This window comes from Novosphingopyxis sp. YJ-S2-01 (genome assembly GCF_016093175.1).
GTDB lineage: Bacteria > Pseudomonadota > Alphaproteobacteria > Sphingomonadales > Sphingomonadaceae > Novosphingopyxis > Novosphingopyxis iocasae.
This window is the reverse complement of record NZ_JAEDAI010000001.1, coordinates 219,919-240,727: the sequence shown is the minus strand read 5'-3', so window position 1 is coordinate 240,727 and position 20,809 is coordinate 219,919. Positions and strand designations below refer to the sequence as shown.

Below are 20,809 nucleotides of genomic sequence, written 5' to 3'. Positions count from 1 at the left end.
GGAATCGCTCATGCGCGCACTCTTTCCCATCGCCCTTGCTCTTGCCGCCTTACCGGCGCTGGCCGCCTGCGATAGTGGTACGCCCGAACAGCCGCAAGGGGCGCAGGATCAGGTCGGCAACGAAAGCCAGGCCGCCAAGCGCGGCGAGGGCGCACAGATCGAAACCGCGGACGGCATGAAAGCGCAGCTTACCTACGATCATCAGGGCAGTCCCTATCTGGCGGGCACCTTCACCGATCCCGATGGCCAGACGATCGATCTGGCAAATTTCAAGGGGCGGCCGCTGCTCGTGAACCTGTGGGCAACCTGGTGTGCGCCATGCGTCAAGGAAATGCCGACGCTGGATGCGCTGGCCGCCGGCAATGATAAGCTTCAGGTGCTCACCGTCTCGCAGGATCTCGATGGACGACAGGCGGTCGATCCGTTCTGGGTGATGAACGGGTTCACGACGATCCAGCCTTATACAGACACCAACAACAACCTGCTCACCGCGCTGGGCGGCAATGCGCAACTGCCCACCACTATCCTCTACAACGCTAAGGGGCAGGAAGTCTGGCGCCTGATCGGGCCAACGGAATGGACCGATCCCGCCGTTGCCGACATGTTGGCAGAGGCAGGTGAGCCCGAAGCCACTTGACCTGCCCGGCGGCTTGAGTAGAGCCGGGGGCGCGGGCGATTAGCTCAGTTGGTAGAGCATCTCGTTTACACCGAGAGGGTCGGCAGTTCGAGCCTGTCATCGCCCACCATTTCCGCGCTCATTTACACCGGTCTCTTTAGACGGGTGGGGTTTGCCCGGCGAGCATCTGGCCGAGCAGGCGCTGCATGCGAACATAGGTCTCATCGCTCAGATCGATGAAGATACGCCGCGCGTCCGCCGAATCGGCGCGCCGTTCCAGCATTCCACGATCGGTCATCAACTTGATCCAGCGCAGCGCCGTCGTTGCCGGAACGGCGGAGGCGATGCACAGGCTGGAGACAGAGACGGGCTTGTCCTCGATCCGCGAGGCGGTGAGATCGAGCAGCATGTCCCAGGCGGGGTCTGCGAACAGATCACTGGCAAATTCATCTTCGCGCATCCGGCGCAGACGAATCATTTCGCGAATGCGTTCGGGCGCGATGGTCGGTGCCGCGCCAGCCGCGCCCAAGGCGCCGTCGTGGCCGGGCGGCGCGCCGCGATAGCTTAGCGGATCGGCGCGCACGCCGCCGCCTTCATCGTCGCGGGTGAGCGCGGCAACCCGCCGCGCCATCTCCACCAGTTCATCGCTGAGGCGCATCAGTTCACGACTTTCGCCGCGTTTTTCGCGCGCGCGGTTGCCCTGGCGGCTGCGTGCCCGCGTCAAGGCGTAGACCGCCTCGGCCGGCTCTGGATCGACGAGCAGCGCAGCATCGCTTCCATCGGCAAGCGCGTCCGCCTCATCGAGACGCCGCATATCGGTCCAGACAATGAAGGCGATGTCATGCCGCCCCGCATATTCCGCTGCCTTCGCGATTTCGCGTGGCTCTGTCTCCGATCCGGAGCGAATATCGGCAAGGATCGCGCGGGGCGGCGTGGCGGGCATGCTTGTCGATGCCTCATCCATGGCTGCGAGCCGCGGCGCCGCCCGCCATCCGGCAAGCGCCGCGATTTCGGCGACGATGCTTTCCAGTGCGGCGTCCGCTGTGACAATCCACAGTAAGGGACTGCTATTGCTGTAATCTTCCACCCGAGTGCCTCCCCCAAGACCGTAACCGCGTGTTCAGGCGGCATGGATTACACTAGCGTTCTGATTAGGTCCATTTCGGTTGAGACTTTTGCGGGTTGGTCCCACCGCCGCCAATCGATTGGACCTGCAACACCGTCCGGCGTGCCCTTGCAGGCATCGGGACGCTGGGCCACAACAGCCCCATAGAACAGACGCCCGAAAGGTATTTTCTTGACCAAGACCCTCGCGACTCTCGCTCTTTCCGTTTCCACGCTCGCCCTTGGTGCGCCCGCATTCGCGCAGGCCGAAGGCTCCACCGGCCCGGCGGCCGGAACAGCAGCCGGCGAAGCGCCCGATGTCGGCGCCGATGATGAAAGCACTGCCATGCCCAATGCCAACCCGTTGCTGCGTGACTGGACCGGCCCCTATGGCGGCGTGCCGCAATGGGATGCCGTCAGCGTGTCCGATTTTCCCGGCGCGTTCGAGGCCGCGATGGCCGACACCAAGGCCGAATATGAGCAAATCCTTGCCAATCCGGACGAGCCCACCTTCGAGAACACGATGGTGCCGCTGGAATTGGCCGGCGAAGAGGTTGGCCGCCTGTTCAGCTATTGGGGCGTTTACACCTCCAACCTTTCCAGCCCCGAAGTCCGCGCGATCCAGGCCGAATGGAGCCCGAAGCTCAGCGCCTTTTTCAACGAACTGCAGTTCGATCCGCGCCTGTTTGCCCGCGTAAAGTCGCTCTACGACCGGCGCGATTCGCTCGGTCTGGATGCCGAGCAGATGCGCCTTCTCACCCGCCAATATGAAGATCTGGTGCGCGGGGGCGCTTTGCTGACGCCCGAGCAGAAGCAGCAGGTCATCGGGATCGAGACCGAACTGGCCAGCCAGTTCTCCGATTTCTCGAACAAGGTGCTGGCGGACGAGGAAAGCTACATCCTCCTCACCGACAAGGCGGACCTGGCCGGCCTGCCGGACAGCCTGATCGCGTCGATGAAGAGCGCAGCCGAGGAAAATGGTGAACAGGGATGGGCCGTCGTCAACACGCGCAGCTTCATGCAGCCCTTTCTGGAAAACTCCACGCGACGGGATCTGCGCGAAAAGGTGTTCACCGCTTATGCCAATCGCGGCGACAACGGCGGGGAGAACGACACCAACCAGACCATCGCCAACATTCTGAAACTGCGTCAGCAGCGCGCCGAGCTGCTCGGTTTCGACACCCATGCCGATTACCGCATGGCCGATACCATGGCGAAGGAGCCGGAGCGTGCGATGGACCTGATGATGAAGGTCTGGCCCGCCGCGGTCGCGCGCGTGAAGGAAGAAGTCGCCGATATGCAGGCGATCGCCGACAAGGAAGGCGCGGACATCACGATCCAGCCCTGGGACTATCGCTTCTACGCGGAGAAGGTGCGCAAGGATAAGTATGATCTCGATCAGAACGAGATCAAACCCTACTTCCAGCTCTCCAAGATGATCGACGGCATGATGGATGCCGCCGGGCGCCTCTATGATCTGAAGTTCACCGAGAATACCGGCGAGATTCCGGTGTTCCACCCGGATGTGCGCACCTGGGTCGTCACCGATGCGCGCGACGGCAGCAATGTCGGCGTGTTCTACATGGACCCCTATGCGCGCACCGGAAAGCGCTCTGGCGCGTGGGCGACCACCTATCGTTCGCAGCAGTCGCTTGGCGGAGAGCGCAATGTGCTCTCCTCCAACAACAACAATTTCGTGAAGCCCGCGGAGGGCGAGGCGGCGCTGATCAGCGTCGACGATGCCAGCACGCTGTTTCACGAATTCGGCCATGCGCTGCACGCGTTGATGACCGACGTCACCTATCCGGGCCTGCGCGGCACGCCGCGTGACTTCGTGGAGTATCCCAGCCAGGTGAACGAAAACTGGCTGCTGACGCCTTACATTCTGAACAACTATGCCGTGCATTATGAAACCGGCGAGCCGATTCCGCAGGAGCTGGTCGACAAGATCGAAGCCTCGTCCAAGTTCAACGAAGGCTTCTCGACGGTGGAATATCTGTCGAGCGCGATCGTCGATATGAAGCTGCACGATCGCACCGAGCCGGTGACGGACGTCGATGAGTTCGAGCGGGAAACGCTGGCCGATATCGGTATGCCGAAGGAGGTCGTGATGCGGCACCGTCTGCCGCAGTTCAACCACCTGTTCTCCTCGGACGCCTATTCGGCAGGCTATTACAGCTATCTGTGGTCCGAAACGATGGACGCGGACACGTGGGCCGCGTTCGAAGAGGCCGGCAGCCCGTGGGACAAGGAAACCGCGGATCGCTTCCGCGAGATCCTGTTGTCCACCGGCAACGAGACCGATCGGATCGACGCCTATCGCGCCTTCCGTGGCCGCGATCCGGACGTTCGCTTCATCCTGGAAAAGCGTGGTTTCCCGACCGATTCGGTCAGCGAATAAGAAAATATCAGTAGGAGGGCCCGAGGCGAGAGCCTCAAGCCCTCCCGCACGAAATCAGAAGACCGGAATCGAAAAGGGCGGGCCTTACGGCTCGCCCTTTTTCGTACTGCCTGTGGTGCAAAGCAATGATGACGCCGGGCACTGCGACAAATCGCGCGCCCGCGTTCATGGATCAGCGGAAGGGAGCAAACCCTGCCGCTATAGTTCAGGCCGCCATCGCGGTCTTGCTATTGCGCACGTAGAAAAGCGGACGCGCCGGAGTGGAGGACACCTCGGACAGCGGCATGGCCGTTCCGCAATGCGCGCATTCGGCAGTCGCGCGGCCGATATGCCAGTGGCTCTGTCCACATCCCGGGCAATGATTTGCCTCTCCATCATGATACATGAAGGAATAACGCTCCATCGCGCCATGGATGCCAAAACTCGTGGCCGTGGTCTGGATTGTCATAATACTGTCCTTTCGCACTGCACCAATCAACGCGGCGCGGCGAAAAGGTTTCCACGAGCGTTGAACCGATGGGCGCTTGTGACATATCGGCCACATCAAAGGGCAGGAGACGCGCGGGTTCTGACGTAAGTGGCAATTACGCACTGGTCATAGCCGCGCGCGCAGAAGCGGTCGTTTGGAGCAACCGCGCTTTATAAAAATTTGCCGGTTACATAGTTTCTTGGATTATAGGGCTTTGTCGAGCATATCGGCGAGACGCAGCCCCGCCCGCTCGATCTGCAGCCGCAGCGTATCGGCGGAGGCAACGACATCGGCCTCGTCGATTAACACAGCTTCTTTCGGTTTCGGACCGCAAGGGTCTCCATCCAGAGCGCGGGTGTAGGCGATATCGCGGCTCGCCTCCCAAGCCTCGCGGCTCCAATCCTCGGGCGTGCCCTGATCGATCGCGGCCTTTTCCGCCGCGCTATAGCGCCGCACCAGTGCAGGGGGCGTGGAGATGGCGCGTTCCGCCAGTGGGCCGTCCCAGATCCAGTGCAGATTGAGGCCGGGGATGATGCCGTAATCGGCGTCCACGTCGTTACCGCCGCGATCGTGCCGGTCTCCCGCATGCATCGGCTGGTGTAGATCGCCCGTAAAATGGACGAGGAAGGCCAGCGCTTCCAGCCGTACATTGTCGGGCAGGGACTTGTCGGAGAGGATCTTCATGTTCCGCTCGACCTGCGCATAGGCGCAGTTGCCGTTCGGGCAATTGGGTTCCAGCGCGAATGGCTCGCAGATATCGACATTCTGGTAATGCCAGGGGGAGGTATAGCCCCAGCGGTCCCGGTCGCGGCGGATGCAGTCCGGCCAGACGCTGGCATCGCCGATCGACTTCAGCGCGCAATCGGGTGTGCCGAGCAGCGGCGCGGCCTTCAGCAGGCGGCGGATCACTGTGCGGCTGTGCGGGCTGATATTATCCATCGCGATGGCGGCGACGGTGCGGTGCCCATATTCGCCCCATGCGAAAGCTGGGGAGGGGAGCAGGAACGCGGCTGCTGCAGAAAGCGCCAGAAGAATACGGATCATGCCGCGCGCCCTAATCCCGATTTATGGCAAGGGAAAGACGGGGCGTCCTACTCCTCATCCCCATAGATCGCGACCATCGGCTCGTTGTCCGCAGCCGCCTTGCCGCGGTACATGCCGGGCGTGTTGAAGCTCCAGCCCTGATTGCCCCAGGGGGTGACGTAAATCACGCCGCCGGTACCGCCCAGGTCGCCCAGCTCGTCGATTACGCCGGCAACGATGTCCTGCACCTCGCCGTCCGACAGCGAAACTTCGTCCGGCGTCACCACGCGCGGCGGCGCGCCGTCCGGCCCCAGCGGCAGCGCAGCCTGTTCCTCGGCAGCCTTGTCGATCGCAGCGAAGCGCAGGCGCGCGCAGATTTCATGCGCGACGCCCAAGCGGATGAAATATTCGCCCGCGCCCGTGGCGGAAATCGCGCAGGAGCGATCGTCGGCATAGGTGCCAGCGCCGATCACCGGTGCATCGCCGATCCGGCCCCAGCGCTTGCCGGTCAGCCCGCCCGTGGAGGTGGCTGCGGCGACATGGCCCGCCTGGTCCAGAGCCACCGCGCCAACGGTCCCATATTTATGATCGATATCGAGCTGCGACATGGTTTTACCTGCCGCCTCTGCGGCCTTCAGCTGATCGAGCTGCCGCCGCCGTTCGGGGGTGGCGAAGTAGCCGGGGTCGACTTGCTCCAGCCCGTTCTCGCGCGAGAATTGGTCGGCGCCTTCGCGGCTCAGGAACACGAACTCGCTGTCCTCCAGCACCTTGCGCGCCAGCAGTACGGGGTTCTTGGTACGGGTAACGCCGGTCACGGCGCCGGCGTCCAGCGTCTGACCGTCCATGATCGCGGCGTCCATCTCGTTCGCACCGTCCCAGGTGAACACCGCGCCGCGGCCTGCGTTGAAGTTCGGATCGTCCTCCAGCACCGTGATGGTCGCCGTGATCGCATCCATTGCCGCGCCGCCTTCGGCCAGTACCTTCGATCCAGCGGCGAGCGCCCGGTTCAGCGCCGCGCGGATTTCCGCGTCCTTTTCGGGCGAAAGTTTGTCTCGCTCGATCACCCCGGCTCCGCCATGGATGGTAAGCGCCCATTCCGGCGCCTGCTGCGCCCCCATGCCGCCGTCCTGCGCCTGCGCCGCAGAGCCTAGGCCCAGCGCCAAAGCCGCCGCCCACATCATCGTCGATCGTTTCATTCGAACCCCCTTTGTCGGGCGTGCACCCTATGGCGGTGTCCGGTCGCGCGCAATCGCCCCGGCCATGACGGGATCGGGTGCGGCGACGGCGAAATCTGATGCGTCGATGTCACAGCTGCACCGGAATCGGTTTTTCGCAGGAGCTTTGCGCGCAATCGGCGATTAGGGGGCAGGCCGCTACCCAAACCAATCAGGACCATCCAAACATGTCCCTTCGCTACAAAATGCTCGCCTTTACCTTGCTGCTCGGCAGCGCCGCCCCGGCCATGGCCGGCGGCTTTTATCTGCAGGAACAGTCTGCGCGCGAGTTGGGCCGCGCTTTTTCGGGCGAAGCCGCTTCGGCCGACAACGCCTCCACCGTATACTACAACCCGGCCGGCATGACCGAGCTGGAAGGGATCAACTTCCAGCTGGGCGGCGAGCTCCTGCTGGTGAACTCCCGCCAGGAAAATCGCGGCACCACCCGCACCGTTCCCGGCGTTCCGGTGTCGATCCCCGTGCCCGGCGGCGATGGCGGAAACCCGTTCTCCCAGCCGATCGTCGTGCCGCAGGCTTATGCCACCGCGCAGATCACCGATCGGCTGTGGGCGGGTCTGGGCGTTTCCAGTCCCTTCGGCGTGGTCGTGGACTATGATGACGATTTCTTCGGCCGTTACGACTCGCTGCGTTCCGACGTGTTCACGGTGAATGTGCAGCCGAGCCTTGCCTACAAAATCAACGACAACCTCTCGATCGGTGCAGGCGTCGATGTACAATATATCGATGTGGAGCTGACCAACGCGCTGCCCAATCTCAACCCGGCAAGCGGCGATGGCTTCCTGCGGGTGCAGGGCGACGATGTGTCGGTCGGCTGGAATGTCGGCGCGCAGCTAGAAGTCGAAAAGGTGCGGCTGGGCGCGCATTACCGTTCGCGCATGAAGCACAACCTGGAAGGTACGTTCGATCTGTCCGGTCTGGTCGGTCCGCTGGCGGGCCAGAACGGTTCGACCACCGCCACCGCGCCGCTAACCTTGCCGGATATCGCCACGGTCAGCGCGATGTTCGGTGTCGATAGCGCCACGCGCGTCTACGGCAGCTGGAACTGGTACAACTGGTCCACTTTCGATGCGATCACCGTCTTCCCCGAAGGCCGCCCGGCGCAGTCCAGCCCGCAGAATTACGAGGACAGCTGGTCGATGGCTCTGGGTGCGGAGCATGACTTCACGGATCGCCTGACGCTGCGCGCGGGCACGATGTACGATGCAACGCCGGTTCCCGATGCGTTTCTCAGCACCCGCGTTCCAGATGGCGACCGCACCTGGGCGACGGTGGGCGCGACCTATCGTCTGAATGACCGGTTCGACATCGACTTCAGCTATGCCCATGTCTTCGTGGCATCGGCGACGCTGAACCGGTCGGACAATTTCTACGAGGGCACGCCTGCGCAGATCAACACGACGCTGCGGTCCACCAATCGCGGCGATGTCGATCAGTTCGGGCTGGCGCTGAACGCCCGCTTCTAATTGAACATGCGCCCGCCGCTCTCTTCATCATCAGAGAGCGGCGGGCGCAAACGACTTACCACTCGATCGTCGCGCCATCATAAGCGACGAAGCGGCCACTGTTGGACAGATCGGTCTCCGCAATCCGATCGCGCAGACCGTCTACGCTGGTCTTCGTGTCGATCTGCGCATTGTCGCCCCCCATATCGGTCTTTACCCAGCCGGGGTGCAGCATGACGATGGCGATGCCGTCATCCTTCCAATCGATCGACAGGCTCTTCCAGGCCGCATTCACCGCGGCCTTACTGCTGCGATAGGGGATCGATCCGCCGCCGCCATTGTCGCCGATGGAACCCATGCGGCTGGTCACCACCGCCATGACCTTCTTCTCCGATGCGGCGACATTCGGCTTCAGCTTCTCGGCGAGCAGGGTTGGCGCGACGACGTTGATTTCCAGCACATCCATCCAGCCGTCCCGCTCCGGCGTTCGGGGGCCGTAAACGCCGGCACTGTTCAGGAACACGTCGATGGGCCGGTCGCCGACCCCGTCGATAAAGGCGGCGACGCTATCGGGTTTGGCCACGTCCAGTTCCATCGCCGTCACATTGTCCATGCCGTCCAGTTCCTTGAGGTCGCTGTCCGAACGCGCGGTGGCGATCACGTCCCAGCCGTCTGCGGCATATTGCTGCACAAGTTCGGCGCCGATGCCGCGGCTGCCGCCGGTGATGAGGATGGTGGGCATGGGAGAGTTCCTTTGCGTAAGGGGAAGGGGCAAGGCACCACTCGCAACTGTAAGATCGAGCGGCTATATGGGGGCAACCACCGAGCATCGAGGCCCGTTCCCATGACCGCCGACAATCCTTCCCTTCGCCCCTGGCGCGACATCGAACGCCGCAAGAGCCGGCAGATCATGGTGGGCGATGTGCCCGTGGGCGGCGACGCGCCCATCACCGTGCAGACGATGACGAACACGCCGACCGAGGACGCGAAGGCGACGATCGATCAGATCCGCCGCTGCGAGGAGGCGGGCGTGGACATCATCCGCGTTTCCTGCCCGGACGAAGCGTCCACCGCCGCGCTGAAGCAGATCGTGCGCGCGGCGCGCGTGCCGATCGTCGCGGACATCCACTTTCACTACAAACGCGCGCTGGAAGCGGCCGATGCAGGCGCGGCCTGCCTGCGCATCAACCCCGGCAATATCGGGTCCGAAGCGCGCGTGAAGGAAGTGGTGGATGCGGCCAAGGCTAACAATTGCGCCATTCGCATCGGCGTGAATGCCGGTTCGCTGGAACGCGATCTTCTGGAAAAATATGGCGAGCCCTGCCCGGAAGCGCTGGTGGAAAGCGCGCTCGACCATATCAAGCTGCTGCAGGATCAGGATTTCCACGAATATAAGGTGGCCGTCAAAGCTTCCGACGTGTTCCTCGCCGTCGCCGCCTACATGCAGTTGGCCGATGCGGTCGATTGCCCGCTGCACCTCGGCATTACCGAGGCGGGCGGGCTTATCGGCGGCACGGTGAAATCCGCGCTCGGCATCGGCAATCTGCTCTGGGCCGGCATCGGTGATACGCTGCGCGTCTCGCTCTCCGCCGAGCCGGAGGAAGAGGTGCGCGTCGGCTATGAAATCCTGAAGACGCTGGGCCTGCGCACGCGCGGCGTTCGGATCGTTTCCTGCCCCAGCTGCGCGCGGCAGGGCTTCGACGTGATCCGCACGGTGCAGGCGCTGGAGGACCGGCTGCGGCACATCAACACGCCGCTCTCGCTCTCCGTCCTCGGCTGCGTGGTCAACGGGCCTGGCGAGGCGCGTGAGACCGACATCGGCCTGACGGGCGGCGGCAAGGGCAAGCATATGGTCTATCTGAGCGGTGTGACCGACCATCATGTGGCGGACGGCGACATGCTCGATCACATCGTTTCCCTGGTCGAGGCCAAGGCGGCTGAGATCGAGGCGGCGAACGCGGACGCCGAGCCGGTGCCCGCGGAATGAGCCTTTCGATCCGCAGCGCCACTCGGAACGACGTTTCCACCATCCTGCGTTTCGTCGAGGAACTGGCCGCGTTCGAGAAAGCACCGGCGGGCGCGGTGAAGGCGACGCCGGAGCGGCTGCATGACGCGCTGTTCGGCGAGCATGCGGTGGCCGAGGCTCTGATCGCGGAGTGGGACGGCGATCCTGCTGCCTTTGCGCTGTTCTTCCACAATTTCTCGACCTGGGAGGGCCGCAAGGGCCTCTATCTGGAGGACCTCTATGTCGGCGAGGCGATGCGGGGCCACGGCATCGGCAGCGCGCTGCTGAAACGGCTGGCGGAAATCGCGGTCGAGCGCGATTGCGCGCGCTTCGAATGGGTGGTGCTCGATTGGAATGAGAGCGCGATCCGCGTCTATGAACATATCGGCGCGAAGATGCAGCCCGAATGGCGCGTCATGCGCATGGAAGGCGATGCGCTGACGGAATTTGCAAGCACCGCCCGATAAAGGGTTCGGTTTCTCGCTTATACTCGGGTCGGTTGATCCGTTGTTCCCAATCGCCACATTCTCCCGATGCTGCATGTCGTCCACCATCGCGATTACATGGCGCCGCCGCCCGAGCGCGGCACCTTCAAGTTCGACAAATATCAGCTCGTCATGATCTGCCTGCGCGAAAGCGGCGCGGCGATGACCGAGCATGCGCCCCCGCCCATGCCGCGCGATTGGCTCGCGGCGGTGCACGATCCCGATTATGTCGACAGCGTGCTGGCTGCCGATGTACCGCGCGAAAAGGAACGGCGCATCGGCTTTCCGGTGACGCCGCATATCGCGCAGCGCGTTCAGCACACCAATGGCGGCACCTGGCGCGCCGCGCATCTCGCCATGGAGCACGGCTTTGCCGCGAACAGCGCGGGCGGCAGCCATCATTCGCTGCACGATACCGGTGCGGGTTACTGCGTGTTCAACGATCTTGCCGTAGCCGCCAACCGGCTGATCGCGCAGCGCGATGCGGGGCGCATCCTGATCGTCGATTGCGATGTGCATCAGGGCGACGGCACCGCCTCGCTCACCGCGGGACGCGACGACATTGTCACCTTCTCGATGCACGCCGAGAAGAATTTTCCGACGCGCAAGGCGCGGTCCGATTGCGATGTCGGCCTGCCCGATGGCACCGGGGACGAAGCCTATCTGGAGGTGCTGTCCACGCATCTTCCCCGCCTGCTGGACGAGGTGCGGCCCGATCTGGTGCTCTATCAATCGGGGGTAGATCCGCATGGAGACGATAAATTGGGCCGCCTGGCGCTCACCGACGCCGGGCTAGAAGGGCGGGACCGGTTCGTGATCGGAGAGGTCCGCCGGCGCGGGCTGCCGGTCGCCAGCGCCATGGGCGGCGGCTACGGACAGGATCAGCGCGCCGTCGCGCAGCGTCACGCCAATGCCATGCTGGCGATGGCTGATGAAAATGCGAAGTTCCCGCCGCCGCCCGAGCAGCGGGCTGCGCGTCAGAAGTAGATATCGACATAATCGGTCAGCCCGTCGCAGGCGACCATGTCCTGCAGCCGCCAATATTTGCGGTCCTGCGTCACGAGAAATTCCATCGGCCCGCTACGGACGCAATCGCGGCCCGGATCGGGCGCGTCTGCGATGCGCACCGTACCGTCAAAGGTGAAGCGGTCCTTCTCGATCGCGGTCACCTTCCCGTCGATGCTGAGTGTGCCAGGCCGCTCATCGCTGCCCTGCTGGCGTCCTTTCAGCATCACCACATTGTCCGGCTGCGTCACCTCCAGTTCTCCGCGCTTCTCCCAGCCGATCCACTGGAGCGTGATGCCGCTATTGTTCCGTAGCCGGTCGAGCGCTTCCTCGCTCGCCACCACCGTACCGTTCGTCTGCTCCATATCGAGCGTGCCTGCGGGCGCTTCCGCGCGCACTTGCTGCTGCACCTCATAAGGCGATTTTGGCCCGGCAATGTCCTGCGAGACGCAGGCGGCGAGCGGCAGGAGGGCGAAGAGGGCGATGGTGCGCATCATAGGGCGGGTCTCCGAATTGGTAGGGCTCTGCCAAAACGACGCGCCGGGAGCGTGGGGAGTTCCGAATTGCTTCCTTCCCGACCCCCTTTCGAGCTCAGGGCGAACGGATCGAGCAGCATTGCTGTAGACACACCCCGTCCGCCAACCGATAGCGCCCATCATGGCCGAGCGTCCGATCCTGCCCTTTCTCGCCGCCTGCCTTGGTATCGGCTGCTTTTCGCTGATGGACGCGCTGATGAAGCAGCTGGTGCTGACCATCGGTGTGTACGATGCGATGTTATGGCGCTCGCTCGCCGCGCTGGCGATGCTGTTGCCGCTATACCTAATCCTGCGCCGCCGACAGCGGCCCACGCGCGCGGCGATGCGGCTGCATCTGCGCCGCTCGCTCGTCCTCCTGCCCATGGCACTCAGTTTCTTTTGGGCGCTGGGGCGCCTGCCTCTGGCGGAGGCGATCGCGCTCAGCTTCATCGCCCCGGTGATAGCGCTGTACCTAGCGGCCTTGCTGTTGGGCGAGACGATAGGGCGCAGCGCGATCATCGCATCCGCACTGGGCCTTCTGGGCGTGGCGGTGATCGTCGGCGGACGGCTGAGCGGAGATTATGATGCGGATGCGCTGCTGGGCGCGGCGGCGGCGCTCTTTTCGGCCTGCCTGTTCGCCTACAACCTCATCCTCGCGCGGCGGCAGGCGCAGATTGCCGGGCCGATGGAGATCGCGTTCGTGATGGGCGCGCTAATCGCGGGCTATTATACACTCGCCGCGCCATGGCTCGCCTCCGTTCCGGATGCAGCGGCTTGGCCCGCGATCCTGGGCGCGGCGGCGCTATCCTCGGTGTCGCTGCTGCTGCTCAGCTGGGCCTATGCGCGGGCCGAGGCGCAGGTACTGATCCCGGTGGAATATACCGCGTTTCTGTGGGCGAGCCTGTTCGGCTGGCTGTTCTTCGCGGAAAAGCCCGGCTGGCCGGTGCTGGCCGGCGCGGTGCTGATCGTCACCGGCAGCCTCATCGCGGCGCGCGCAAAGCCGAAGCTGGTGCAGACGGTGGAGATCGACGCGGTCTGAGGCGGCGTCTAGTTTTTGCGCGCGCGCCATTCCTCGCGGGTCTGACCCCAGCTCTGCACCTCCTTGTCGCCAAAGGGCGCGGGCATGCGCGTCGGGCCTTCGAGGCGCGATCCGAGCCTTTCGGCAAGCTTGATCGAAGCCGCGTTTTTCGGCGCGATGACATGGTGCACCGCGTCCCAGCCGAGCACGTCGAAGGCATAATCGATCGCCGCCACCGCGGCCTCGCGCGCATAGCCCTGTCCTGCGAAATCGCGCGCGACGCCCCAGCCTACCTCGTCGACCGGCCAATCGGCGGGGCGCCAGGGGCCCGCGCGGCCGATCCAGCGGCCGGTGGCGCGCTCGATCAGGGAGAACATGCCAAAGCCATTGATATGCCAGCTGCCCGCCATGCAGCACCAGGCGCGCCACACCTCGGAACGCGGCTTCACCCCGCCCAGATGCTCCATCGTCTCGGGCTCGGAATAAAAACCGACGACCGCTTCGAAATCTTCCGCTGCGGGCGGGCGCAGGATCAGCCGCTGGGTGACGAGCAGGGGACCGTTCAACATGGGCAGCGCCTTTCGTGGGAAAGGACCAGCTATAGACCGGATTGCATGCGCGAAAAAGGGCGCCCCCAATATGGGAGCGCCCTTTCGCGTGACGTCTGCTTATATCAGCGGCAGCGCAAGCCCCCGCGGTCGATCTGGCGGCCCAGAAGGCCGCCGCCCACTGCGCCGATAATCGCGCCGATGGTGCGGTTCTGCCTGCCCGCGACTTCGGAGCCGGCAATCGCGCCCAGCGCGCCGCCGATGACGAGACCTGCGGTGCCGTCGTCGCGGCGGCAGCGATAACGGCCATCGTCGCCGCGCCAGATGCGATCGTTGCGGCTCAGCTGACGCTCATAGGCGCGGTCCTGCTGGGCGTAATAACGGCGCTGTTCGCGGGCGCGCTCGCGCTGCCATTTGCGATGCTTCTTGTAGTGGCCGAGATGGCGGCCCTGATCGGCATGCAGTGCGGCACCCTGGGTAACCGGGCCCAGATCGGGCGCGGGGACGGCCATGGTCAGCGCGGCGGCTGCGGCAAGAATTGCTGTTTTCATCCTCTATCTCCTTGCTGGGGCCGTCCGGGTGAGGCGACCATTTCTTGTCAGAACAGTTCATGTTTAGCCGCGGTTTCCTGAACATTTGACGACAAGCCCAAGCGTTCCGGGCCATCGACGAAATGCCGCGGGGATGAACGGCGGCTTTCAACCGCGTCTGCGGAAGCGTCCGACTCGACCCCAGAAACCGCTTGCCAGCTTCGATACGGATCGGCAGGGCTGGGGCATGGGAAACATCATCGCATGGGCCATCGGCATCGTCTCGGCGGTCATCGCCATCCCCTCGGTCCTGCCGATCGTGGGCTGGCTGCTGGCGCTGATCCTGCTGCCGCTGCCGCTCATCGGTATCGTCATCGGGACCTTTTCGCGCCGCAAGAGCGGGCGGAACTTCTGCATCCTGGTATTCGTGCTCTGCTTCCTCAGGCTGCTGATCACCTTCTGAGCGGTCCCGCGGTATGAGCGACGATCCACCTGCCGCCCCGGTAGAGGCGGCCCGCGCCGATGTGCCGCCGGCCGAGCAGGGCAATGGCCTTATTCAAGGGCTCGGCGCCTATGTGATCTGGGGCTTCATGCCCGTGTTCTTCAAACAGCTGACCACGGTGCCCGCGGTGGAGGTGGTGGCGCACCGCGTCATCTGGTCGGTGCCGCTGCTGCTGGCGATCCTTGCCTTCCGCAAGCAGCTTGCCGTCTTCTGGGGCGTGCTGAAGACGCCCAAGACGCGCTGGCTGATGCTGCTGTCCAGCTCGCTGATCGCGGCCAACTGGCTGATCTACGTCTTTGCCGTCTTCTCCGATCACATTCTGGCGGCCAGCCTCGGCTATTATCTCACGCCGTTGCTCAATGTCCTGCTCGGCTATTTCTTTTTGAAGGAGGGGATGACGAAGGCCACCGCGGTCTCGGTCGTTCTGGCCTTCATCGGCGTGGCCATTCTGGCAGCCGGCGCGCTGGAGACCCTGTGGGTCAGCCTGGCGCTGGCGGTCAGCTTCGGCAGCTACGGCCTGGTGCGCAAGCTCGCGCCGGTCGGATCGATGCCGGGCCTTGCGGCGGAAACGGTGATCCTGTCTCCGGTGGCGCTGGGCGCGGTGGTCTGGTTCTGGCTCTATGGCGGGGCGGGCGGTTTCGGCAGCTCGCTGCGGACCGATCTGTTCCTCATCGCGGGCGGCGCGGTCACCGCCTTTCCGTTGTTGCTGTTCGCAGGCGCGGCGCGGCGCATGCGCCTCACCACCTTGGGCTTCATCAGCTATATCGGGCCGACCATCCAGTTCGCGCTCGGCGTGTTCCTCTATGACGAGCCGCTCACCACACCGCGCCTTGCCTGCTTCGCGCTAATCTGGGCGGCGCTCGTCATCTTCTCGGTCGACAGCTTTCGCCGGGCGCGGCGCGGGTTAGCGATCTAGGACTGGCGATCTGAGCCAGCCGGTTCAGTCCAACCGCCACTCCAGCGTTTCGCCCGCCAGGAACGGCACCAGTTCGCCCTCCAGCTGATCCGGCACGCTCTGTGCCTCGCGGCGAAGTGTCACCGTGCCCTCGTTCAGCGGCAGTCCGTAGAAACGCGGGCCGTTTTCGCTGGCGAAGGCTTCCAGCCGGTACAGCGCGCCATCCTCATCGAACACGCGCGCATAGCTTTCCAGTGCATAAGGCGCGTTGAAAATGCCCGCACATCCGCAGGCGCTTTCCTTGGCGTGGCGCGCATGCGGCGCGCTGTCGGTGCCCAGGAAGAATTTCGCCGATCCGGAGGTGGCCGCCGCGCGCACCGCTGCCCGGTGCCGCTCGCGCTTGGCCACCGGCAGGCAATAAGCGTGCGGGTTGATGCCGCCCTTGAACAAGGCGTTGCGGTTGATGATGCAGTGATGCGGCGTGATCGTCGCCGCCACCATATCGCCCGCGCTTTCCACGAACTGCACCGCGTCCGCGCTGGTGATATGTTCCAGCACGATCTTCAGCGCCGGAAAATCGCGGGTTAGCGGCTGCAGCGTGCGCTCGATGAACACCGCCTCGCGGTCGAAGATATCGACATCACCATCGGTTACCTCGCCATGGATGCACAGCACCATGCCGATGCGCTCCATCCGCTCCAGCACGGGGCGGATGTTCGCGATATCGGTGACGCCTGCCGCGCTGTTGGTGGTGGCGCCGGCCGGATACAGCTTGGCCGCGGTAAACACGCCTTTCGCGTGCCCGCGCTCGATCTCGTCGGGCGCAATCTCGTCGGTTAGATAGGCGGTCATCAACGGTTCGAAATCCGCGCCCTCGGGCAGCGCCAGGCGTATGCGGTTGCGATAGCTCTCCGCCGCGGCCACGCTGTTGATGGGAGGTGAGAGGTTCGGCATCACGATCGCGCGGCCGAACTGGCGCGCGGTGTAAGGCACCACCGCTTGCAGCATGTCTCCGTCGCGCAGATGGAGGTGCCAGTCGTCCGGGCGGCGGATGGTGAGGAAATTTTTGCTATCAGCCATTCTGGTTCCGTAAGCCTTACGCCTGTCGAAGGACGTTTCTCGCCGGAGAGCCGTGCTTCGACAAGCTCGGCACTCACGGGTTTGTTTCAAGGTCGAGCGTGCCTACCTAAGGCCCATGGCTTCCCCAAGACTTTTCGACCGCTCGCTCATCCGCGTTTCCGCCACCGACGGACAGGAGGATGTACGCGGCTTCCTGCAGGGCCTCGTCACCAACGACACGCGGCGGCTGGAGCCCGATGCCGCAGACGGCCCGATATGGGCAGCATTGCTCACCGCGCAGGGCAAGGTGCTGTTCGATTTCCTGCTTTGGGCGGAGGGCGACGACGTGCTGATCGATTGTGAGGCAGCCCATGCCGACGGCCTGATCCTCCGCCTCTCGATCTACCGCCTGCGGCGCAAGATCGGGTTCGAACGGGACGAGGACCGGGGCGTATTCTGGAGCGCCGATGGCGGCGAAGGCAGCCTCGATCCGCGCCTCCGCGAACTCGGCCGCCGCTGGATCGCGCCTATTGCCGATGACGATGCGGACGTTTCCGCCGATTGGCGGGCGCACCGGCTGGCGCATGGCGTCACCGAGGGTGAGGCGGAGCTGGGCCAGGACGCCACCTTATGGCTGGAATGCAACGCGATCGAGCTGAACGGCGTCGCGTTCGACAAGGGCTGCTATGTCGGGCAGGAAAACACCGCGCGCATGAACTGGCGGCAGAAGGTCAACCGTCGACTGGCCGTGGTGCCGCTGGATCAGGCGGACGAGAAGCGCCAGCGTATCGCTTATCCGGAACTCGGTTACTCGGTGGAACATCGCCGGGTGGAGGACATGGAAACGCTGGACCTTCCGGACTGGCAGCGCGCCGGCATCGAGGCGATGGACCCCAAGGTCGCCGACGGCGCACCGCTTTCCTGAGCGGCGCTTCAACCACGCGCTTGCAATCCCGCGCGCTCTCTGGCATTGGCGCGCCCTTCGGATCGCCGATCCGGGCGCGTAGCTCAGTGGTAGAGCACACCCTTCACACGGGTGGGGTCGCAAGTTCAATCCTTGCCGCGCCCACCATTTCGGCAATCGTGAGCGATCCGGGGGATTGCTCCAGCCGATAATCCTACCGAAATTACCGTAGCTTACAGCTTGGCGCTGTCCATGATCGCGCGGGCGTCCTCGATCGAGCGATCGAAATAATGCAGGCGGGGCGCATCGAAGGTGGCCATGTAAAGCTGGCCGTCGACAATCGCGGCGCGCGCTTCTCCCTTGCGGGTGAGGCCGTCATCATCGGTATATTCGTAGGTGAACCGCACGCCGTCTTTGCCCAGGAACGGGGCCGGCTCGGCCGAGAGCAATTGAAAGGCGCCAAGCGTCTTGTACGTCCGATAGGTCCCTTCGAGCAGCTCGGGCACTTCGATCAGGAGTGTGCTCTTCTTGAACTTGGGTAGCGGATCGCGCTTCTTGCTGCGCTCCTTCACCAGTGGCTGGCCCGGTTTGATGCCGCCGTAAAAGGTAAGGTCGTCCAGCTGCTCGCCATTCAGCGTCCAGCTTTCAGCAAATTTGCCCGGCGATCCGCTCAGCCTGTTCCAGTCGCGCGCGGGCGTCACCGTCATCGCCGAATTGGCTACGGTCACGCTCGCGCCACTTTCGCGCAGCTTATGCGCGGAAAGGGGCGCGGCGGCGAGCAGCAGCGCGGTGGCTGCGAGGGTCCATTTGGCGGGCAGGGAAGGGGTCATGATTCGGTGTCCTGGGGCAGCATGAGCGCGATCATCTTCGCGTCGGAGGCTTCGGGCTTCAGGTTGAGATACTCTTTCAGCGCCGTCATGCCTTCCTCGCGCCGCCCGGTTTTGAACAGGGCAAGGCCGAGGCCGCGATGCGCCTCCGCCAGGGAAGGGTCTAGCGCGATGGCCCGGGCGTAGAAATCTGCGGCGTTGACGAAATCGCGCTGCGCGCCGCGCAGGCGATACAGTTCGCCGCGGGAGAACCAGAGCGGAGCAGACCAGCCGCCGCTTTCGGCCATGTTCTCGATCAGGAAATCGCTGGCACCGAAATCGTTCAGCTTGATCTGATCGTCCAGGAATTGCGGCATGAAGGGTGCCAGCGCTTCGCGGTAGCGCAACGCGCCGTCGTCCCGCGCGGCGCCGTCCGGGACTGCCAGCGCCGCGAGATTGTCGGCGCGCTCGGCCTCGGGCGGGTGCGAGGCGAAGAAGGCAATGGCCTTGAAATTCGGTTTCTTGAGGCCGCGCGACCGCGCCGAGGATTCAGCTTCGGTCATGACGGTCTTCCAAACCTCTGAGGCGGCTTGCGGTCTGAGCCGTCCCTGATTCAGATAGCTCACGCCAAGCCGGTCCGCCTCGCGCTCCTGATCGCGGCCGTGGCGAAAGATCTGGCCGTAGACCGCCATCTCCAGGCTCCGCTGGCTGCTCGCCGCGCCATAGCTGGGTGCCATGCTGACGAGCAGCGACGTCCAGGCGAGAAGATCCGTCCCGCTGCGTGCCCGGCGGAACCCCGCGAGCGAGTGGCGGCGTTCGAAATGGCCGAACTCATGCCCCAGCACCGCGCCCAGCTCCGCTTCGCTGCGCACCCGCAGGAACAGGCCGCTGAACACGCGCATGGTGCCGTTAGGCGACATGCTGGCGTTGAAGGTCGGCTCGCGCAGGATATAGACGCGCACGGCGTTGCAGCGATCCTGGCCGACCGTTTCGCACAGCACGCCTTTGACATAGCTGTTGAGCGCCGCATCGCGGATAATGAGCGGGGAGGCGGCAAGGGCACGCTCGCTTTCGTCATCCTCCCGCCAAAAACCGATCTCATCCACCCCTTGCGGCTGGTAGACGCCCTCATAGGGCGGCGGCAGCGGGCTTTCCTCAGCGGATAGCGGCTGGGCGATGGCAAGCGCGCCCAGCACGCCGCCAAGCCATTGGCGCATCACGCGGCCGGTTCCTCGGCAGCGATGCTGCTGCCCGGAAAATCCTCCAGCAGCTGGCGCACGCGCTTGTCGGAGCCGTCTTCCTTTCGCACATCGCCGCCCATCGCACCGTCGGCGTTCAGCCAGAGAAGATCGCCGGTCTTCAGATCGACCAGGCCGGCATAGCCCCGATGCTCGCCCGATTTCACGGCGACGCCGGGGCCGAGCAGCGCCAGCACCTGCAGTACCTTGCGCCCGGTAGAGCCATAGGCATCGCGGTTCCAGATGAAGAGGCCGTAATCGGCATCCTTCGCGCCGGGAAGGTCGGCCACGCCGCTGCCGAGCGACCAGTCGAACACGTCCTCTTTGTTGTCCTTCTTCTTCGTGGGCAGGCGGTTGCCGACGAAGAACTGATATTCGATCACCGCCTGAGACACCGCGGCAAACAACGCCATATGTTCCTGCAGGTTCTGCGCATCCTCGCCATAAGCTTCGGGCGCCGCGATCACTTCGTTCCCAAGCTGCGCCTGGAGCCGCGCGAGCGATGCTTCGATGTTACGCCGCGCGGCTTCGGTCCATTCGCCATTGGGTTCGAACATTCCGGCGGTGGATTGGCCGCCAACGCTGACGGCGGGGCGGAAGACGAGGATCTTCTTGCCCTCGCCGGGCGCCAGTTCGAACCCTTGCCTGGTTGCCGAGCGCTCCTGCGCCATGGCGGGCACGCTGAGCGACAGCGCAAGACAGATCGCCAAGGCTATGCGACGTATGAACATCATCTTTTTCGATTTCCCCCAATGCTGTCCCCCCGGACAGCAGAGCGCAAATATCTATCGCTTCGCGGCCCCTTGGCAATAGTAAAGTGCGAGCGGCAACTGCCTGACGGGGAAAAGCTGTCGGCAGGGCAGGTTAACGTGGGGGCGCGCGGTTGTCGCATTACGGGGCAGGACTAAAACGGTGTCCGCCGCGCCCTTCTCTAAAGACATTTTTAATCATAAGTGAAGCCGCGACGAGGGTCGGCAGCGTAGTCGCTCCAGTCAGAAGCGGGGCAGTG

22 protein-coding genes and 2 tRNA genes are annotated in these 20,809 nt (G+C 64.2%); 12 read left to right on the top strand and 12 right to left on the bottom strand.

Annotation, left to right across the window (positions count from 1 at the left end; translation table 11 throughout):
- Window positions 1-10 precede the first annotated feature (10 nt).
- Window positions 11-637, top strand: coding sequence for a TlpA family protein disulfide reductase (locus I6A82_RS01075; RefSeq protein WP_232343192.1), 627 nt, complete (start codon window positions 11-13; stop codon window positions 635-637).
- 33 nt (window positions 638-670) lie between these two features.
- A tRNA-Val gene (locus I6A82_RS01070) sits at window positions 671-746 on the top strand.
- Between the two features lie 27 nt (window positions 747-773).
- Here I6A82_RS01070 and I6A82_RS01065 read toward each other — a convergent pair.
- Window positions 774-1,703: a hypothetical protein gene (locus I6A82_RS01065; protein WP_198093377.1), complete on the bottom strand. Its 930-nt coding sequence runs from the start codon at window positions 1,701-1,703 to the stop codon at window positions 774-776.
- 210 nt (window positions 1,704-1,913) lie between these two features.
- Here I6A82_RS01065 and I6A82_RS01060 point away from each other — a divergent pair, with 210 nt between their 5' ends.
- On the top strand, window positions 1,914-4,121 hold the full coding sequence (locus I6A82_RS01060; protein WP_232343190.1) for a M3 family metallopeptidase: 2,208 nt from the start codon (window positions 1,914-1,916) through the stop codon (window positions 4,119-4,121).
- Window positions 4,122-4,326: 205 nt separating this feature from the next.
- On the opposite strand, the gene I6A82_RS01055 is transcribed toward I6A82_RS01060, so the two are convergent.
- The 3 genes from I6A82_RS01055 to I6A82_RS01045 form a co-directional block, all read right to left on the bottom strand.
- Window positions 4,327-4,569, bottom strand: a complete 243-nt coding sequence (locus tag I6A82_RS01055) for a hypothetical protein (RefSeq protein ID WP_187337197.1) — start codon at window positions 4,567-4,569, stop codon at window positions 4,327-4,329.
- 225 nt (window positions 4,570-4,794) lie between these two features.
- On the bottom strand, window positions 4,795-5,634 hold the full coding sequence (locus tag I6A82_RS01050; protein ID WP_198093376.1) for a S1/P1 nuclease: 840 nt from the start codon (window positions 5,632-5,634) through the stop codon (window positions 4,795-4,797).
- Between the two features lie 47 nt (window positions 5,635-5,681).
- Window positions 5,682-6,809, bottom strand: a complete 1,128-nt coding sequence (locus I6A82_RS01045; protein ID WP_232343189.1) for an isoaspartyl peptidase/L-asparaginase family protein — start codon at window positions 6,807-6,809, stop codon at window positions 5,682-5,684.
- A gap of 206 nt (window positions 6,810-7,015) precedes the next feature.
- On the opposite strand from I6A82_RS01045, the gene I6A82_RS01040 reads away from it, so the two are divergent.
- On the top strand, window positions 7,016-8,311 hold the full coding sequence (locus tag I6A82_RS01040) for an OmpP1/FadL family transporter (RefSeq protein ID WP_187334634.1): 1,296 nt from the start codon (window positions 7,016-7,018) through the stop codon (window positions 8,309-8,311).
- Between the two features lie 55 nt (window positions 8,312-8,366).
- Here I6A82_RS01040 and I6A82_RS01035 read toward each other — a convergent pair whose 3' ends face one another.
- Window positions 8,367-9,032, bottom strand: a complete 666-nt coding sequence (locus I6A82_RS01035) for an SDR family oxidoreductase (RefSeq protein WP_198093375.1) — start codon at window positions 9,030-9,032, stop codon at window positions 8,367-8,369.
- Between the two features lie 102 nt (window positions 9,033-9,134).
- Between I6A82_RS01035 and ispG the strand changes: the two genes are divergently transcribed.
- The 3 genes from ispG (at window position 9,135) to I6A82_RS01020 (ending at window position 11,767) form a co-directional block, all read left to right on the top strand.
- Window positions 9,135-10,277 (top strand): flavodoxin-dependent (E)-4-hydroxy-3-methylbut-2-enyl-diphosphate synthase, encoded by a 1,143-nt coding sequence (ispG, locus tag I6A82_RS01030; protein ID WP_198093374.1) that lies wholly within the window; start codon window positions 9,135-9,137, stop codon window positions 10,275-10,277.
- Window positions 10,274-10,762, top strand: a complete 489-nt coding sequence (locus tag I6A82_RS01025) for a GNAT family N-acetyltransferase (protein ID WP_198093373.1) — start codon at window positions 10,274-10,276, stop codon at window positions 10,760-10,762. The genes ispG and I6A82_RS01025 overlap by 4 nt, the downstream gene beginning before the upstream one ends.
- A gap of 66 nt (window positions 10,763-10,828) precedes the next feature.
- The gene (locus I6A82_RS01020; protein WP_198093372.1) at window positions 10,829-11,767 is read left to right on the top strand and encodes a histone deacetylase family protein; all 939 of its coding nucleotides are present in this window, start codon (window positions 10,829-10,831) and stop codon (window positions 11,765-11,767) included.
- Here I6A82_RS01020 and I6A82_RS01015 read toward each other — a convergent pair.
- Window positions 11,758-12,282: a hypothetical protein gene (locus tag I6A82_RS01015; RefSeq protein ID WP_198093371.1), complete on the bottom strand. Its 525-nt coding sequence runs from the start codon at window positions 12,280-12,282 to the stop codon at window positions 11,758-11,760. The two genes, I6A82_RS01020 and I6A82_RS01015, sit on opposite strands and share 10 nt — an antisense overlap.
- 160 nt (window positions 12,283-12,442) lie before the next feature.
- Between I6A82_RS01015 and I6A82_RS01010 the strand changes: the two genes are divergently transcribed.
- Entirely contained in the window at window positions 12,443-13,339 is an 897-nt protein-coding gene (locus tag I6A82_RS01010) for a DMT family transporter (protein ID WP_198093370.1), read from the top strand.
- Window positions 13,340-13,347: 8 nt separating this feature from the next.
- Here I6A82_RS01010 and I6A82_RS01005 read toward each other — a convergent pair whose 3' ends face one another.
- Window positions 13,348-13,887 carry a GNAT family N-acetyltransferase gene (locus I6A82_RS01005; protein WP_198093369.1) on the bottom strand — a complete coding sequence of 180 codons (540 nt, stop codon included), beginning with the start codon at window positions 13,885-13,887 and terminating at the stop codon, window positions 13,348-13,350.
- A 104-nt stretch (window positions 13,888-13,991) separates the two neighbouring features.
- On the bottom strand, window positions 13,992-14,417 hold the full coding sequence (locus I6A82_RS01000) for a glycine zipper 2TM domain-containing protein (protein WP_198093368.1): 426 nt from the start codon (window positions 14,415-14,417) through the stop codon (window positions 13,992-13,994).
- A gap of 133 nt (window positions 14,418-14,550) precedes the next feature.
- Here I6A82_RS01000 and I6A82_RS00995 point away from each other — a divergent pair, with 133 nt between their 5' ends.
- Both I6A82_RS00995 and rarD read left to right on the top strand, forming a co-directional pair.
- Window positions 14,551-14,859 carry a hypothetical protein gene (locus I6A82_RS00995; RefSeq protein WP_198093367.1) on the top strand — a complete coding sequence of 103 codons (309 nt, stop codon included), beginning with the start codon at window positions 14,551-14,553 and terminating at the stop codon, window positions 14,857-14,859.
- A gap of 13 nt (window positions 14,860-14,872) precedes the next feature.
- Complete coding sequence (gene rarD / locus I6A82_RS00990; protein ID WP_198093366.1) at window positions 14,873-15,814, top strand: EamA family transporter RarD; 942 nt, start codon at window positions 14,873-14,875, stop codon at window positions 15,812-15,814.
- A gap of 24 nt (window positions 15,815-15,838) precedes the next feature.
- On the opposite strand, the gene pyrC is transcribed toward rarD, so the two are convergent.
- A complete protein-coding gene (gene pyrC / locus I6A82_RS00985; RefSeq protein WP_198093365.1) occupies window positions 15,839-16,873 on the bottom strand; it encodes a dihydroorotase in 1,035 nt (344 codons plus the stop codon).
- Between the two features lie 115 nt (window positions 16,874-16,988).
- Here pyrC and ygfZ point away from each other — a divergent pair, with 115 nt between their 5' ends.
- Both ygfZ and I6A82_RS00975 read left to right on the top strand, forming a co-directional pair.
- Complete coding sequence (gene ygfZ / locus I6A82_RS00980; protein WP_198093364.1) at window positions 16,989-17,777, top strand: CAF17-like 4Fe-4S cluster assembly/insertion protein YgfZ; 789 nt, start codon at window positions 16,989-16,991, stop codon at window positions 17,775-17,777.
- 72 nt (window positions 17,778-17,849) lie between these two features.
- Window positions 17,850-17,924 (top strand) — tRNA-Val (locus tag I6A82_RS00975).
- Between the two features lie 65 nt (window positions 17,925-17,989).
- Here I6A82_RS00975 and I6A82_RS00970 read toward each other — a convergent pair.
- Genes I6A82_RS00970 through I6A82_RS00960 form a run of 3 tightly spaced genes read right to left on the bottom strand, consistent with a single transcriptional unit; the run spans window position 17,990 to window position 20,534 of the window.
- On the bottom strand, window positions 17,990-18,586 hold the full coding sequence (locus I6A82_RS00970) for a hypothetical protein (RefSeq protein WP_198093363.1): 597 nt from the start codon (window positions 18,584-18,586) through the stop codon (window positions 17,990-17,992).
- Window positions 18,583-19,779: a M48 family metallopeptidase gene (locus I6A82_RS00965; RefSeq protein WP_198095428.1), complete on the bottom strand. Its 1,197-nt coding sequence runs from the start codon at window positions 19,777-19,779 to the stop codon at window positions 18,583-18,585. Before I6A82_RS00965 ends, I6A82_RS00970 begins: the two co-directional genes overlap by 4 nt.
- Complete coding sequence (locus I6A82_RS00960; protein WP_198093362.1) at window positions 19,779-20,534, bottom strand: hypothetical protein; 756 nt, start codon at window positions 20,532-20,534, stop codon at window positions 19,779-19,781. Before I6A82_RS00960 ends, I6A82_RS00965 begins: the two co-directional genes overlap by 1 nt.
- Window positions 20,535-20,809 lie beyond the last annotated feature (275 nt).